Annotated in this window: 10 protein-coding genes; 9 read left to right on the top strand and 1 reads right to left on the bottom strand. The window is 43.3% G+C overall.

Annotated elements, in window-relative coordinates:
• The first annotated feature begins 23 nt into the window (after positions 1 to 23).
• The 7 genes from ACWICE_RS03435 to ACWICE_RS03405 all read left to right on the top strand — a co-directional run bounded on the left by ACWICE_RS03435 (position 24) and on the right by ACWICE_RS03405 (position 7833).
• Positions 24 to 623, top strand: a complete 600-nt coding sequence (locus tag ACWICE_RS03435; protein ID WP_185212838.1) for a TetR/AcrR family transcriptional regulator — start codon at positions 24 to 26, stop codon at positions 621 to 623.
• Positions 624 to 701: 78 nt separating this feature from the next.
• A complete protein-coding gene (locus ACWICE_RS03430; RefSeq protein WP_185215735.1) occupies positions 702 to 3455 on the top strand; it encodes a TonB-dependent receptor in 2754 nt (917 codons plus the stop codon).
• A 23-nt stretch (positions 3456 to 3478) separates the two neighbouring features.
• Positions 3479 to 3862 (top strand): hypothetical protein, encoded by a 384-nt coding sequence (locus tag ACWICE_RS03425; protein ID WP_454297647.1) that lies wholly within the window; start codon positions 3479 to 3481, stop codon positions 3860 to 3862.
• Positions 3863 to 3869: 7 nt separating this feature from the next.
• Positions 3870 to 4754, top strand: coding sequence for a parallel beta-helix domain-containing protein (locus tag ACWICE_RS03420; RefSeq protein ID WP_454297646.1), 885 nt, complete (start codon positions 3870 to 3872; stop codon positions 4752 to 4754).
• 2 nt (positions 4755 to 4756) lie between these two features.
• Positions 4757 to 5809, top strand: coding sequence for an SO2930 family diheme c-type cytochrome (locus tag ACWICE_RS03415; protein WP_454297645.1), 1053 nt, complete (start codon positions 4757 to 4759; stop codon positions 5807 to 5809).
• A 38-nt stretch (positions 5810 to 5847) separates the two neighbouring features.
• Positions 5848 to 7242, top strand: a complete 1395-nt coding sequence (locus tag ACWICE_RS03410) for an aldehyde dehydrogenase family protein (protein ID WP_454297644.1) — start codon at positions 5848 to 5850, stop codon at positions 7240 to 7242.
• Between the two features lie 135 nt (positions 7243 to 7377).
• Positions 7378 to 7833, top strand: a complete 456-nt coding sequence (locus tag ACWICE_RS03405; protein WP_454297643.1) for a hypothetical protein — start codon at positions 7378 to 7380, stop codon at positions 7831 to 7833.
• Positions 7834 to 7881: 48 nt separating this feature from the next.
• Here ACWICE_RS03405 and ACWICE_RS03400 read toward each other — a convergent pair whose 3' ends face one another.
• The gene (locus tag ACWICE_RS03400; protein WP_454297642.1) at positions 7882 to 10479 is read right to left on the bottom strand and encodes a TonB-dependent receptor; all 2598 of its coding nucleotides are present in this window, start codon (positions 10477 to 10479) and stop codon (positions 7882 to 7884) included.
• 551 nt (positions 10480 to 11030) lie between these two features.
• Here ACWICE_RS03400 and ACWICE_RS03395 point away from each other — a divergent pair.
• Positions 11031 to 13595: a hypothetical protein gene (locus ACWICE_RS03395; RefSeq protein ID WP_454297641.1), complete on the top strand. Its 2565-nt coding sequence runs from the start codon at positions 11031 to 11033 to the stop codon at positions 13593 to 13595.
• 277 nt (positions 13596 to 13872) lie between these two features.
• Positions 13873 to 17070, top strand: a complete 3198-nt coding sequence (locus tag ACWICE_RS03390) for a SusC/RagA family TonB-linked outer membrane protein (RefSeq protein ID WP_185212846.1) — start codon at positions 13873 to 13875, stop codon at positions 17068 to 17070.
• The last annotated feature ends 9 nt before the right edge of the window (positions 17071 to 17079 follow it).

The following is a 17079-nucleotide window of genomic DNA, read 5'->3' as shown; positions in this document are numbered from 1 at the left end:
TATTATTTAACTTTAGTCAAGCGATGAATAAAAGAGAACAGGTAAAGAGTCGGATCGAACAGGCCGCGATGGAATGTTTTGAGCGCTATGGTTTAGATAAAACCACTTTAGAAGATATTGCAAAGGCCGTTGGGCTGAATAAAACATCGTTGTATTATTATTACAAAAAGAAGGAGGACATATTTATCGAGGTTGCCCTGCGCGAAGGAGAAAAATATATCCAAACTCTACAAGAAGCTACAGCAGAGAAGACCGAGATCGAGGATTGTGTGGCCTTTTATCTGGAGTCAAGGTTCAATTACTACACCCAGGTGTTGAATATGAACCGCGTTTCGGTTGAGACCTTGCACAAACTTCTGCCTAGATTTTTTGAACTGTATGATGCCCTGATGCATCGTGAAAAGGAATTCTTGACGGCCCTTTTGGAAAAGGCCATCCAAGAGAAGAAGATCAGGATGAAAGATCCAAAGGAAGTGGCTTCCGTACTGATCAATTTCACCGATGCGCTGAAGCATAATGTTGAGCAACAAGCTATTCTCAAGAGAGAAACCAATATAGACTATACTCAGAGCCTTAAAGACATAAAGACCCTCGTGACTTTAATATTTGAAGGAATAAAATAGACTAAGCAGATCCCCAAGGTAATTGAGTTTATGGAGCTTGTTTGTAATTGTAACGAATTATAAACTAACCAAATAACCATGAGAAAAATTGCCTACATAATTTTGGTGATTTGCTTTCTTGCACCTTTTGCCGCAATTTCCCAACAGATTGTCCAAGGTGTTGTCAAAAACCAGATTACCCAAGAGCCAGCAACGGCTATTTCTATTCGCGTCAAAGATGATCGTGCAGGAACCTTTACTGACGATAAAGGCCACTTTCAACTGCGGTTGAACAAAGGCTTTCCCCTGACCCTATTGATTTCCTCCATAGGCTATGAAAAGCAGGAAGTGCTGGTCGAAAACAATCAAAGCCCTATTTTGATCGACCTCGTCCCAACTTCCACCTTAGCGCAGGAGGTGGTGGTTTCCGCAAGCCGTTCCGTACAGACCAAATTGTCCTCTCCGGTAACCATTGAGCAGATCAGTACCAAAGATGTGCAGAACTCGCCACAGATCAACTATATGGATATGGTGCAGGGCCTACGTGGGGTAGATGTTACGGTGTCCAGCTTGGGTTTTACCTCGGTTACGACCAGGGGTTTCAATACCAGTGGTAATACCAACTTTACCCAGATTGTAGACGGAATGGACAACCAGGCTCCGGGACTGAACTTCCCATTGGGATCGGTTATCGGGCTTACGCAATTGGATGTAGACAATATTGAATTATTATCAGGAGCTTCTTCGGCGCTCTATGGTTCCAGGGGATTGAACGGAACCATGGTAATGACCGGAAAAGATCCGTTTAAGTATAAAGGGTTAAGCGTTTTGGTGACACAAGGGGTAAACCATGTCAATAGCAAAAAGAACAATGACCCCGTATCGGCATCGCCGGTTTACGATTGGGTCATCCGATATGCCAATACCGTAAACGATAAATTTGCCTATAAGATCAATGCTCAGTATTCGAAAGCAAATGATTGGGTAGCCAATGATATGCAGAACAAGAATGGACCTGGAGGTCCAGATGTAGATCCGAATTACAATGGTATCAATATGTACGGAAGTGCAACAAATACGGATATCAATCCTTTCCTATATGCGGCCATGATGGGTAATCCGGCTTTGACGCCCTTGATCGAGCCCATGTTGGCAAAGCCAAACTATGTGGCTAGGACAGGGTACCCAGAATGGGGCTATCTGGACAATAATGCCAACATGTTTAAGGTGAACACTGAACTTCGATATAAGATAAATTCCGATTTGGAGGCTATCGCATCGGGAACCTTTGGTACAGGGAACATCGTCTATACTAATGATACCCGATATCAGATCAATGATTTCAAGGTGGCGCAGTATCGATTGGAGCTGAAGAGTGAAGATTGGTTCGTTAGGGCCTATACAACCCGTGAAAATTCTGGAAATACGCTGATTGCGGGACCGACCTCGCAGTTGATCAATGAGGGTTGGAAAGTAAGTTATGATGGCAATGTAGGTGGATGGTATCCTGAATATACCGAAGCCTTGGTGACAGCATTGGCAACGGGTTCGGATATGCAAGCGGCCCATATTGCCGCTAGGCAATTCGCTGATCAAGGAAGATTGGTAGAAGGCTCTGAAGGATTTAATGCACTGAAAAAACAGATTTCCCAAACGCCTATCTCGGAGGGGGGAACACTCTTCTTGGATCGCTCAAAACTGTATAACGCTGAATTCCAGTATAACTTCAGGAAGCTGATTCCATTTATGGATGTCATTGCCGGTGTAAACTGGAGACTGTACAGCCTGAACTCCAAAAACACGCTTTTCCCTGATTTGGACAAGCCGATCAACGTGAAAGAATATAGTGGCTATCTATCTCTTGGAAAACGTCTGGTCGACGATCGCTTGACCCTGAATACGTCCTTCCGATTGGATAAGAATACCCTATTCGGCAAGCCAAAATTGACCTCGAGAGCGTCGGCGGTCTTCCAGACAGCTTATCAGAATTACCTGAGGTTCTCTTATCAGAATGCCTATAGTTTCCCTTCTAATATCCAGGCTTTGCAGAATACCATGAATGGTTATAACAGTTACTCTTCAGGTGGTTCGAACCTTTTGTTGAACGATCATTATCACTTCAACGAATTCCCGCCATATACTTTGGCAAGTGTCCAGGAATTCCAGCAAACCAATGATCCTACTGTGCTAAAGAAATTTGAGTACGATGATATTAAACCCCAAACTGTCAATTCATTCGAGGTAGGCTATGCAGCATTGATTGCGAAGCGCGTCATGTTTGATGTATTAGGCTATTTCTCTACCTGGGAAAACTTTATTGGCTACGCGAATGTGGCGAATAGCCCGGGTACCGATGATGTAAATGCGTTTAAGGACCAAAGCAAATATGTGACCTACAATATGGCTTTCAATGGTGGTGAAACGGTAAATACCTATGGTTATGCAGCCAGCGTGAGCGTGGATCTAGGCAAGAACTTTTTGACGAAGGTGAATTACTTCTCAGACTTCCTGAAGAATAAGAACAATAGCCAGATCAATAATTTCAATACGCCAAACTACCATGTGAACATGGAATTTGGAAATAGTGGTTTCGGAAAGAAACAAGTTTGGTCATTTAATACTACCTTAAGGTATAAACCAGGTTTTCATTATGCAGCAGCAGGAGGATTGGGCGAAGGCCAAATTCCATCTTCGACTGTAATCGATGCGCAGATCAGTTATAAGATCCTGAAAGCACGTTCGGGAATCCGCATCGGAGGAACCAATATTACCAACAAATACTATACTACAGGTATTGCTAACCCGAGGATCGGAGCGATGTATTACGTTAGCTATGCCTATAATATTTTTTAAGATTAACCAAAAAAACAAATCACATGAAAAGCATTTCAATAGTTGCAATCTTCTGTTTGGCCCTGTTGGTCGGCTGTAAAAATTCGGCCGATAAGACCAGTGGTTATGGAACGCAATTGAGTTTCGGCCCTGGGGAGGAAGAAAAGATCGAGGAAGCATTCCTCTCGCTAAAAGACAGTACGGAGATTTTCCTGAAAGAGGGAAACTATAACTTCCAGAACTTGAGCATTGCTCAGGTAAACCATATCCTGATCCGCGGTGCAGGACCGACGAAAACGAAGTTGAACTTTAAGGACCAGAAGCAAGGGGGTGAAGGTATCCGCGTTACGGATGTGACCAACTTCAAGATACAGGGCATGGAAATCAGGGATTCCAAAGGGGACCTCCTGAAAAATAAACAATGGTAAGGATATCGTGATTTCCGAGCTGCATGCGATCTGGAGTACTGCCGATTCGACCAGTGGAGGTTATGGTATCTATCCGGTTCTCTGTAGCAATGTACTGATTGAAAACTGCTATGCAGAAGGCGCATCGGATGCGGGAATCTATGTTGGGCAGACCAAGGGTGCTATCGTAAGGAACAGCAAGGCGGCCAAAAATGTGGCCGGTTGTGAAATCGAGAACTCGACGGATGCAGAAGTCTATGATAATGAATTCTACGATAATACCGCTGGATTCTTGGTGTTCGACCTTCCTGATCTGTCCCAGCGTGGTGGCAGGATCAAGGCTTACAACAACAATATCCATGATAATAATTTCAGGAACTTTGCAAAAGCTGGGAGCTTCGGTACTTCCTGGGGAGTGGGAAATGCCTCACCGGGTAGCGGAGTAATTATTTTGGCCACTTCGGATGTTGAGATCTTTGATAACAAGATTACCAATAATAACAGCTCGGCCGTAACCATCGCTTCTGGATTTACCGTAGACGATAAGGCGGCAGAGAAAATCAATGATAAATACTCGCCGATCCCGACCAATATCAAGATCTATGGCAATACGATAACCATGGGGAATGAATTTCCCAAACCGGCCTATGAGCATAGGGTAGGACAATTGATCATTGCCACTGAACAGCAAATGAATGGAATCGATCCTAACAGAAAGAACAAGAGGATCCCTGCGATTCTATATGATGGGGTGACCAGCAATATCATGACCCAAGGAACAACGCCAAATCCTGATCAGGTCTGTATCAACCAACCTGGGGAAAATATGTTTGTGAATGCTGATTTCGCCAATGTTAAAGATCCGGCGAAATGGAAGCCCAACAGCAATGTTCAACCATTTGAATGTAAGTAGACATGTCTAACTTGATAAAGATATCTAGTTGTTTCCTGCTCTTGGTTTTCATGGTTCAAGCATGTCAAAACCAAGGTAAGAAACAGCAAAATACCCCTACTGAATTCCAGTTTAAGGAGAAACTATCTGATTATGGTTTCTTCAAAGGAAAGCTTTCGGAATTGAATCCTAATCCTGAATTGATTTCTTATGACCTGAGCAGTGCGTTATTTTCAGATTATGCTATCAAAGATCGATTTATCGTTTTGCCGGAAGGTAGCAAGATGAAGTATGTGGACAATGAAGAATTGGAGTTTCCGGATTCGACCATCATCATCAAGAATTTTGCCTATCGAAACAGCGATGATGAGAAGATCATGATTGAAACCAGGCTGTTGGTAAAGGACCCCGCCGACCATAATTGGAAGGTGATGAACTACCTGTGGGATGAGAAACAGGATGATGCGGTGAAATTTATCCGTGGTGTTGTCTTGCCTATCAGCCTGAAAGATGATGAGGGGAAATTGCACAAGACCAATTATATGGTGCCTAATACCAATGATTGTAAGCGCTGTCACATCAAGGACTCAAAACTATTACCAATTGGTCCAAAAGCAAGGAACATGAATTATACCCGAGCTGGTCAGACCGAAAATCAACTGGTCAGGTTAGCGAAGGCGGGTCATCTGGAAAATTTACCGGACCTGAAAGAGGTTGAAGCTTTGCCGAATTGGTTAGATAAAGCGAATTTCAGCCGTGAGCAGCGCGCTAGGGCATACCTGGATATTAACTGCAGCCATTGTCACCGTAGAGGTGGGGATGCTTTCAATACAGGATTGTTCCTGGAATATACCGAAACGGATACAGTACGATTGGGCTACCATAAGGGTCCGGTTTCAGCAGGTTCTGGAGCTGGGGGCTTGGATTTTGACCTCGTGCCCGGTTCTCCCGATAGGTCCATCTTGTATTACAGGATGAACAGCACGGAACCCGGAACGGCCATGCCTGAACTTGCGCGATCGATGATACATACAGAGGGGGTGGAATTAATAAAAGATTGGATAAAGCATTTGTAATCAAGAACTATAAAAAAACAGCATAAAGAATTAGAATAATGAATGATTCAATTCTACAATTGTTTGATGTTCAGCAAGAACATCAACAGGAGCTTCGTATGAGTTCTGCTAAGGTGCGCATCGCTAAGCTGCGGCGGTTGAAGGCTAATATTTTAAAGTTTGAGAACCGCATTTTTGAGGCTTTGGATGCAGACCTGCGGAAGAATGCATATGAGTCTGCTTTGACTGAGGTGTATTTTATCTATAGTGAGATTGATTTTGCGATCAAGCGACTTCCTTCCTGGATGAGAAAGAAGCGGAAACCCCATACCTTGACCAGTTTTTTGTCGAAAAACTGGATTCAGTATGAATCCTTGGGCACCTCTTTGATTATCTCCCCTTGGAATTACCCCTTTCAGTTGAGTATGAGTCCGTTGGTTTCTGCAATTGCTGCAGGCTGTTCAGTGATATTGAAGCCATCGGAATATAGTCCGAGGACTTCTGAAGTTATCCGGGACCTCATCAACGAAACCTTCCCGGAAAAGGAGGTGAAATGTGTATTGGGAGAAAAAGAACTGGCAACGGAATTACTTAAACTGCCATTCAACAAGATATTTTTTACGGGCAATCCAGAGGTAGGTAAGATTGTCATGAAAGCAGGGGCGGAGCATCTTTCGAGCGTCACGCTGGAGTTAGGTGGTAAATCGCCGGTCATCATTGCGGAGGATCATGACCTCAAGGCGGCCGCCCTTAAAATTGCCTGGGGCAAGTTGATCAATGCCGGGCAAACCTGCATCGCGCCAGACTACCTCTATATTCCCCAGGGGGCCATCGAAACTTTCACCCAAGCATTCCAGGAAGCCTGTCGGGAATTGTTCTATTCAGATGGTACCCTCGATTACAAGCGTTATGCAAAGATCATCAACAGCAGGCACCAACAACGGATTGAAAGGCTCCTCGACGATGCATTGATGCGGGATGCTAAGGTATTATGGCAAGCTGAAGGCGAAGACCATCAGTCAATATCGCCAGTCTTGCTCACAAATGTAGCCCAGGGAAGTAAGATCATGGAGGAGGAGATATTTGGTCCAATCCTACCTGTTATTCCATATAATGATATTCAGGAAGTGCTAGACCACATCAACTCCAATCCTAAACCATTGGCGATGTATATTTTCTCTGATAGCAATTCTTTTACCGATACATTGCTGAAACACTGCAGTTCTGGGTCTGTCTGTATCAATGATGTGCTGATCCAGGTCTCAAATCCTAATCTGCCTTTTGGTGGGGTAAACCACAGTGGTATAGGAAGCTGTCATGGATTCTATGGTTTTAAGGCCTTTTCACATGAAAGAGCCATTATGAAGCAAACGAAATTCTCATTTTCTAAAATGATCTATCCACCATATCAAGGTAAAGAGTCCGTATTCAAACTGTTGAAAAGATGGATGTAAAAGAGCTTGATCGTTAGTTAGTAGGTTTAATTGATTGAGGGAGTCTCCAAGCATTATTGGAGGCTTCTTTCTTTATTATAAAACCTTGGAATAGTTTCTGTTGTTCTATTCGATGAATCTATAATACGACATCAAATGAAATCTATATTATTTATTGGACCATTAGCGCTATATCTAGCAAGCTGCAATAACCCAAAGCAAGAAGCAAATAATGATAGTCCGGCAGTTGATAGCGTTCAAGCTGTTCCTGAATCTTCAGATACTACCCAAACAGATATACCTGAGAAGGCCATAGAGCTTAAGTCCAGTTGGGATTCCATCAGTCTTCATAAAATGTCTAAAATATCCGATACCATCAGTTTTGATAGTAAAGATTTTAAACAGATCGATGCGGAATTGCACAGCGACAAGCCCGGGAATATCCGTTTTAATCTGATTGTCCTGCCGGATAACAATACCGATGGTCCATTTGGGAAGGATGTTCAGTATAACTTGGATAAAAAGGGGACCTATAAATTGGTCATCGGAGAAAGCCTGATGCAGGGAGACCCTTTTGATGGTCATTATACCATAAGGTTCAAGGGGCAGTAAAAAAGAACCTAGCCTTTTGGGGTAGGCTAGGTCCAAACGATAACCTATTTATTTAGAGAAACTTTTCAGATTGTACCATATGGTTAGGCCGTATGTTCTGGGGTCTGCAATGATACCGGCATATTGCCCGTAACTACCAGGTGCGGCAAGTAATTGTTCGTAATAGTTTTTGTCCGTAAGGTTGCGGCTCCAGATGGACAGGGAGATTCCATTCTCCGCTTTGAATCCCAATCGGGCGTTTAATAACGCATATCCATCTATGTTCAAATATTGGGAAGGGGATGGACTCGATGAGAACTCGGATCTATAGAAGAGGTCAGATCCTAAGAAAAATGAGCCTTCCAGACCAATCAAACTTCCTTTTTGGCTCAGTTCAGCACCTAGGGAAGTCGTCCATTTCGAAATGCCCGGCAATCTTCCTCCGGAAATGTCCTTAAAAGCTTCAGGGCCTCCTACTTCCTCCAGTGGGACCGGGGCATTTGTGAATTTCACATATTTCCCATCTGTATAGGCCGCAGCGGCATTGATCCTGAGGTAATTCCCTATACGCAGGCTCCCGTCCAGTTCTATCCCTTTCACACTCACCTTTTCCGCATTGGCTAGATAACCTCGGTTTACTCCAGGTTCTGGCGTCTGCACCAATGTTTGGTAATCCTTGATATCAGTTTGATAAAGGGTCAGGTTAAGGATGGAATTTCTGCTGGGGCTTGATTTCAGTCCTATTTCTTTATGGTTGACAGCTTCCGGCTTTACCCTTGCGAGGTCCAGTAACACCTCGCCCTTGGCTGTAGGTAATCCACCAACATTGATCCCTACAGGCTTGTAGCTTATGGCATAGGTTGCGAAGGCATTCAGGTTTCGGTTCCACTTGTATTGTACTGATAGCTGACCTGAAAGATTGCCGGCAGAAGCATCGGTAACAAAAGACTGGTTGGTATATACAGTGTTTTTGAGGGCTATTAATGCTGGATCTTCAGTCTGTAGGCCTCCATAGGTCTTTCGATCGTAATTGGCCTCCTTCTTATCGTAGTTATAGCGTAGGCCCGGAAGGAGATGGAGCTTTTCCGTGATAGCCCAGTCTAATTGTGAATAAGCGGCCAAGCTTGTTGTTTTGATGCCGTATTTGGTCTTGATTCCAAAGTTGTCAAACAATCCCGGAGTACTCCACAGGTCGCTGTTGCTGTTCTGGGCAAATCGCCAGAGCGCAGATCCAGCCTCTTCGGTATGGACCGGGTCTGTCCTCAGATCTTGATATAATCCGAATAGCCCAACCACCAAATCGATGTTTTCCCTTATTTTTCCTGAATACCGAAACTCTTGGGAGTATTGGTCGTGGGCCGAATTACCGGCAGAGATGGTAAACACAGGTAGACCAATATAATCCCTGTCATTCAATGGGACCCATTTCCAATAGCGCCAAGCTGTCGTAGATGTTAGGGTTCCATTCCCTATTTTAATATCAGCATTCAAGGATATACCTCCCAGTTCATTGTCAGCTTTTGACTGCGTGTTTAGATCAACCTTTCTTTCAAAGGCGTTTTGATAGGGTTGTTCATACCCTAAATCTTTGATAATAGCATTGAATTGGCGATAATCTGCGCGCTGTGTTTCAACCACTCCCGCTATGCCCCAGCCATAACCATCAGGCTTTTGAATGCTCTTGTCGGCTGCAAGACTGATGTTGACTCTATCATTCGGCTTATAGAGCAATTGTGCCCTGAGGCCTAAGTTATTCATATTGTTGATCGCTCGATTGGTATGGACATTATACAGGGTGCCGTTTCTTTGGGTTCCTGAGAAGGAAATTCGGGCAGCTAATTTATTGCTGATCGGACCTGTCAGGGATGCCTTGCCTTGCAGGAAACCATAATTTCCATAACTCAATTCAAAATTCGCTGCCGGAGTGAATTCTGCGGGTTTTGATGTTACATTAAAAGCTCCTGAAGTGCTGTTCATTCCGAAGAGGGTTCCTTGTGGACCGCGTAGTACTTCCACCTGTTCAACATCGATAAAATCCAACCAAGTTGCCGCAGGTCTAGCCAGATAAACACCATCTAAATAGAATCCAACACCGGGATCAATGCCGTCATTGGTCAAGCCATAGGTAGAACCCAGACCTCGAATATTGAGTGTCGTATTTCTGGCGTTGGAAGCATAAAGCTGGACGGTGGGGGCAAGTTCCTTGATCCTATTGACGTTGAATGCCGAGGCATCATCTATGGTTGCTGCATTTATGGTCGTTATCGGAATCGGGATATCCTGAATCTGTTCCTTCCGTCTCCTGGAGGTCACCACAATCTGGTCCAGTTTTTCCAGGCTCGGTTTTAGAAGGATGGTCGCAGGAGATTGGTTGACTGATATCCGTTTCTTTTGATAACCTATCCTTGATATGATAAGCTTAAAAGGTAGTTTTTGTCCAGTAACAAAGTGGAATTCACCATTTTCATCCGTTTTCACTTGGTGAGTTACACCGTCCAACTGTAACGTCACATCAGGAATAGGTACTCCACTGATGGAGTCCAAAACGGTACCTCTTAGGGTGGCATTGATGATCGCTTGGGGTATTTCTTGTGCTATGCTGCCGTTGTTGCTTGCAAAAAAGGCAATAGCAAGGCTTAGAAAGCTAAAAGTTTTCTTAAAAATCATGAAATAAGTATTAGGGTTGATAGTTACTCCTGGTCAACAGGAGCCTTAAAGGAATGGATTAGCGGAAATGTTTTTCAATTCCCGCTTTAATCCTATTGGGGGAAGATAATTTCGCTGCACATTCGTTCAGATTCAATGCTGAACTTACCTTGCTTATTGTTGCTGTTGTTTTTTGTTAAGGTTTTGAGGGTTGATTTCTTGCTCTTCATTATGACTGTCGTTTGTTTTACAAAACAAATGTAAAGAGTATATTTAAATAAAGTCTACTAATATTGTAGACTTTATTTAAAATAGTTAATAACCTTTTGATTATTAGCTAAATAAAATTTATATAAACTGTAAAGCGAACCTTCTTTTCTGGGAAATAAACTTGCAGATGCTAATTTTTACAATAGAAGTCAATGGATTAATTGAATGAATTTTATTCTTTAAAAATGGTATTCTTCCATGAAATTAAAAATTTTGCTTAAAAACTCTTTTGCTATTCAGCGAATATGAAGTAAATTACATTTTGCTAATTCACATTTTGTACTAGCTAGCCAATTTAAATAGTGAGACGTTTATTTTTTAAGATACTTGTTACCATTTATGTTTTTATACTCATTCTATTCTGTCAGGAGTCTTATGGCCAGTATGGTTTAGAATTTTCCAGTCATGAAAAGGAGCTGGATAAGCGGACGAGCCTTTCGATCGGTACAGAGGAATCAATTGAGCTTGCGAAGCATACGGAATTGACCTTTGATATTCAATTTAAACCTTATCAGCAAGATTATTTCGGATATATCTTCCGCCTCATATTGGATGAGCAATTGAACATCGATCTCATCTATGACCGTAGGCAAGATAATGGAAGGCACTTTAAATTGGTGGTTGGGGATAAATTCACGGACATCAATTTTGATATACCCAAAAACGAGCTTTTCTATCAATGGATCAAAATCAAGATCTTACTTGATAAGGAAAAAGGAAGTTTAGTCCTATCCACTGCGAAGAACAGCTTCACCCATCAAATGGATTTAAAGGGCCGATCTGCCTTTAAATTGCTATTTGGTTTCAATGACTACAAATTCTTTCAGAGCTCCGACCTTCCGCCGATGCGGATCAAGGATGTACAGATATCTTGCGATGAAAAACTTTGCCATCATTGGAAGCTGGATGAAATAACTGGCAATACGGCAAGGGACGATCAAGGCTCTTTAAAGGCCTTTTCAAAAAACCCTTCATGGATCAAGAGGCAACGGCAAGAATGGCGACTTGAAAATGAATTCTATGTTTCCGGACAGGCTAGTGTTGCCTTTGACCAAAAAAATGAAAGTGTATACATCGTATCCGAAGACTCCTTGGTTCGGACTAATCTAGGAGCAACGGTCAGTACTTCATGGCCTTACCTGAATGGACCTCTTTACATGGTTAATGGAAGCCAATCCTTGTTTGATCCAAGCTCAGGGAAGGTCCTCAATATTTCCATCGATCAAAAGCTGGTATCTGCATTTGATACCTTGACAAGGTCCTGGTCCCAATCCTTCCAACATCCTGCACACGGAACGCATTACCTGTCCTTCAATAAATTTTATTCCGCAAAAGATTCCAGCATCTATATGGTGGCTGGATATGGACATTTCAGGTACAAGAGCGCCATCCACAAATACCATATTCCCAGTAATTCCTGGGATAGCCTATCCTATGCCGGAGACCCTTTGTTTCCGCATTACTTAGGCGCTATGGGGGTTGATAAGGGTGCTGTTTACCTATTGGGCGGATATGGTAGTACCACGGGCGACCAGATGCTGAACCCAAAGATTTCCAATGATTTCGTCTTGATGGACGTCAATTCCAAAACCTTCAAGACGCTAGGGGAAATCAAATTTCCTATTCCCGAAGCGGTATGGGCCAATTCTTTGGTCATGGATGAAGCATCCAATACCATGTATGGACTCATGTTCCCTAGGAATAAGTTCAAGTCTTTCTTACAGCTCGTAGCGATGTCCAAAGACGGAAAGAACCTTCAGGAATTGGGAAGTACCATTCCTTTTGATTTTCACGACATCAAATCATTTGCAGATTTCTTCTATTCCAAGGCCTCCAACCGATTTGTTGCCGTCACATTGTTTTATGATAGTGCGCTGAGTCAGAGCCGAGTTCGCATCTACAGTCTATTGGCGCCAGCTCTGCCATACCAGATCTTGGAAGGCAGTGCCAAGGCTAAATCAAACAATTGGATCTGGATAATTGGACTGGCCACCCTTGCCGGATTAGGATTACTATTCTGGCTTAAAAAAACGCATAGAAAAACTCCAGAAACCCAAAAGAATCCATCGGTTGAACGCAAGGATAAGGAAGAAAGCCCAGTATTGGCCCCTATTCTAAAAGAAACAGCTCCAAAAAACAGCAAGATCGATAGGGCCACCATCAATCTCTTCCGAGGCGATATCCAGATCTTTGATCAGCAGGGCGACGAGATCACCAAGCAGTTCTCGCCTTTACTGAAAGAGTTGCTGACCATGTTTGTGGTCTACACCATTTATCGTGGCAGGGGAGTCAGCTCCGAGAAATTAATGGAAATATTCTGGTCCGATAAATCCACCTCCAGTGCAACCAACAATAGATCGGTAAATATCGCCAAGATCAATGCCCTATTGGAGCAATTAGGCGAGATGAAAATATCCAAAAAAAGCGGCTATTGGAGTATTGAAAGCATTGAAGATGTCCATATCGACTTCTCCGACTTTATGTATCTCTTCAATAAATCTGAAAACTTAGATAGACAGGAAATAGACCGCTTGCTCAAAATCCTTGAAAAAGGAGGTTTCATGTTCGATACAGATTATGAGTGGCTAGATGGTATCAAGGACGAGGTGTCCATTCATGCAACCGGACTATTGTCCAGTCTGATGAAAAACTTGGACTTTGAAAAGGATTCCGAGACCATTATTGAAATTGCCAATCGAATCTTCCATTTTGATTCTGTCCACGAAGAGGCCATGGTCTATAAATGTAGAGCACTCGTACAGCGAGGTTACCACAGCCTAGCCCACCAATGTTTCGAGAACTTTTCCCAAGTCTATCAGCAATTATACGATGAATCCTATAACCGGACCTACCGGGAAATTGTATAAAGTAAAATATTAATAAAAAATAAAGCGCTGAATTTCAGTGCTTTATTTTTTATTTCCAGTCCATTAATGTTTTATTAATGCTTTGTTATAGTCCCCAAATTAATCTTGTTTCATAATCAATTTATAAACGATGAGACGAAAGCAAGAAACCTTTATCCTGCCTGATACCTAATCCAACTGGAGCCTTCGGTTTTAGAAACCAAAGGTCGTATCGACACCTATTTTAATACTTGATGGCGACATCAAGAGTGACTACCAATTTTCAACAAATTAAATTATGGGATTAAAAATCATCAATTCCTGCTCATCCTATTGGGGCAGGCGATTCAAACAATTATCCTGGCGATTGGCGATAGTACCAGTCTTGACGTTATCCTTAGGCACCGTATTCGGTCAGCAAAGGAATGTCAATGGTACAGTAAAATCAACCGACTCAAAACCTTTAGCTGGGGCGACCATCAAAAACACCAAGACCGGCATCAGTACCACCTCGGACTCCCAAGGCTTGTTTTCCATTGCCGTTTCACCGGGTGACCGATTGGTTATTTCTTATGTGGGCTACCTTGGTCAAGAAGTCCTAGTCGAGAACAATTCCAATATTCAGATCGAATTGCCGAATGACAATACCACTTTGGAAGATGTCGTGGTGGTTGGATATGGCACGCAGAAAAAAGCGACCCTTACTGGAGCCGTATCATCTGTGACCAATAAGGAGATTACGATTACCAAAAATGAAAACGTCGTAAACATGCTTACGGGCAAGCTTCCGGGGGTCCGTATCACCCAACAGACCGGACAGCCTGGAGCTTTTGAATCCAATATCGATATCCGCGGTATGGGCGAGCCCCTGATCGTTGTCGATGGTATCCCTAGGGACAAGGATTATCTATCCAGAATGGATGCCAATGAGATCGAAAGCGTATCTGTTCTGAAGGACGCATCCGCTGCGGTCTATGGTGTTCGTTCAGCGAATGGGGTATTGCTCGTGACCACCCGCAGGGGAGCCAGTGCAGATCAAGGCTTCGAAATCGGCTATTCCTATAACCGTGGTTTCCAACAGTTCCTGTATGTACCCAATACGGTCGGTGCAGCCGACTTCAGACGCTTGAGGAACGAAGAGCTTTGGAGAAATTTCAATAACAACTACCCGAACAAATTGCCCGCGACATGGGACGATGCCAGCATCAAAGAATATGAAGACGGTACTAAGCAGTCTTCCAACTTCCTTGACGCGGCTTTTGATAAAACCTCGCCGCAACAACAACATAACCTGACCGTCAATGGCGGTTCTGAAAAGGTGAATTACTTTTTCAACTTAGGTTACATGGACCAGATGGGTTCATACAAAAGCAAGAGCTTAAACTACAATCGCTATAACTTCCGTTCCAATGTAGATGTCAAGATCACGGATCGCCTAAAAGCATCCTTGGACCTTGGTGGCTATGCCGATGAGACCAATCAGCCTAGAACAGATATGTGGGCAGTTTATAAACAAGCTTGGCGACAAAGACCAGATATCCCAATCTTCCTGAACAATAACCCGATGTACCCGAACTTTGACATGATCGACAACGAACATCCTGTCTCCGTAACGGATGCCGCCCAAACCGGTTATAGAAAGTTCTTGAGAAAACAATTCAATAGTATCCTTTCCTTAGAGTACAAAATCCCGTATGTAGATGGATTGGTCGCGAAAGGTACCTATAACTATGATTTCAAATACACCGATAATACGGATTTCAAAAAATCTTACCCATTGTACAGCTACACACCAGCAGTATTGGGTCCGAATGGCGAAGTCATAACACCAGAACGCTATGATGCCCACGAGAAAAACTCTCCATCGTCCGTACGCCGTTCTGCCTATCCAGATTCCCATACGCTGATGCAGTTCTCCTTGAACTACAACAAATCCTTTGGAGTAGGGCATAATGTTTCCGGATTACTATTATTCGTTGAAGAATACAACAAATGGGATAGTTTCTACGCCCAACGCGAGATCAAGGTCAATTCCGAATACCTTTTTGCTGGAGAGGCTAAAAACCAATTGGCCGATATGGAAGGTATTGGCGAGCGTACCGCAAGAGGTTTTGTGGGTAAATTCAATTATGATTTTAAAGGGAAATACCTAGCTGAATTCAGTTTCCGTTATGATGGTTCTTCCAAATTTCCTAAAAATGAACGCTGGGGTTTCTTCCCTGGAGCTTCAGTGGGATGGAGGATCAGTGAGGAAAACTTTATCAAGGACAACTTCAGTTTTATAAACAACTTAAAAATCCGTGGTTCCTATGGTGTCCTTGGGGATGACCGTTCCGCTGGTAACTACCCTTCCACCTTTGTCGGATTTGCATTGGATCCGAATAACCTGGGCTGGATCTTTGGACAGGATATCGTTAGTGGCGCCTTGCCAACTGCTATTCCTAACCCGAACCTAACCTGGTATACCTCCAAAACTGCCGATATTGGTCTGGATGTCGATTTATGGAATGGTCTGTTTGGCATGACCTTCGACTACTTCAATCGATATCGCGATGGTCTATTGGCCACCCGCTTGGACCTGATTCCGGGAACTGTAGGAGCAAACCTGCCTCAGGAAAACCTGGAAAGCGACCGTACCTTTGGTTACGAGGTTTCCTTGACCCACCGCAATCAGATTAACGACTTCAATTATTTTGTGAATGCACAGGTTTCAACCACCAAGAGCCAATTCCAAAACAGGATCGAATCCCCTGCAGGAAACTCCTACGACCATTGGAGAAACCGCTATGCAGACCGCTACAAGGATATTTGGTGGGGTAATGAATATGTAGGTCAGTTCGGCTCTTACGAACAGATCTATAATCACCCAACACAGGTCGGTAGTGGAACCTTGCCAGGCGATTACTATTACAAAGACTGGAATGGCGATGGTTTTGTCAATGGAAATGATGACCACCCGATTGCAACCTTCAATATGCCATTGATCAATTATGGTTTCAATATCGGTGCATCCTGGAGAGGGGCAGATCTATCGATGAACTTCCAAGGAGCAAATAAAGTCTATACCCGTTATACAGAGGTTCTAGCCGCGCCATTGCAATTCCAAGGAGGTGCATTGACCCAATTCTTGGATCGATGGAGGCCGGTAGACCCTAATGCAGACCTCTTCAATCCAAACACACAATGGATTTCAGGTTACTATCCTTCTACAGGATCCCCAATGGCCGAGGGTACCCGTGCTATCCAAGATGCTTCGTACCTCAGGTTGAAAACCTTGGAACTGGGCTATACCTTCCCGAAAGAATGGTTGGAGTCCATTAAAGTGAAGAGCTTCAGACTTTACGTTAGTGGATATAACCTGATGACCTGGACGGGGATGAAATATTCAGATCCTGAACACCCGGGGTCAGAAGGAGGCTCATCATCACACATGGTGGATACCTACAAATACCCATTGAACAAGACCTATAACATTGGTGCATCCATTAAATTCTAAGTTTAATTG

This window comes from Sphingobacterium sp. NPDC055346 (assembly GCF_053645235.1).
The sequence above is the reverse complement of the archived record's forward strand: the minus strand, read 5'-3'. Positions and strand labels throughout refer to the sequence as shown.

Coding starts and splice junctions, on each gene's coding strand:
- ACWICE_RS03435 (WP_185212838.1), top strand. CDS start 24: ATGAATAAAAGAGAACAGGTAAAGAGTCGGATCGAACAGGCCGCGATG.
- ACWICE_RS03430 (WP_185215735.1), top strand. CDS start 702: ATGAGAAAAATTGCCTACATAATTTTGGTGATTTGCTTTCTTGCACCT.
- ACWICE_RS03425 (WP_454297647.1), top strand. CDS start 3,479: ATGAAAAGCATTTCAATAGTTGCAATCTTCTGTTTGGCCCTGTTGGTC.
- ACWICE_RS03415 (WP_454297645.1), top strand. CDS start 4,757: ATGTCTAACTTGATAAAGATATCTAGTTGTTTCCTGCTCTTGGTTTTC.
- ACWICE_RS03410 (WP_454297644.1), top strand. CDS start 5,848: ATGAATGATTCAATTCTACAATTGTTTGATGTTCAGCAAGAACATCAA.
- ACWICE_RS03405 (WP_454297643.1), top strand. CDS start 7,378: ATGAAATCTATATTATTTATTGGACCATTAGCGCTATATCTAGCAAGC.
- ACWICE_RS03400 (WP_454297642.1), bottom strand. CDS start 10,479: ATGATTTTTAAGAAAACTTTTAGCTTTCTAAGCCTTGCTATTGCCTTT.
- ACWICE_RS03390 (WP_185212846.1), top strand. CDS start 13,873: ATGGGATTAAAAATCATCAATTCCTGCTCATCCTATTGGGGCAGGCGA.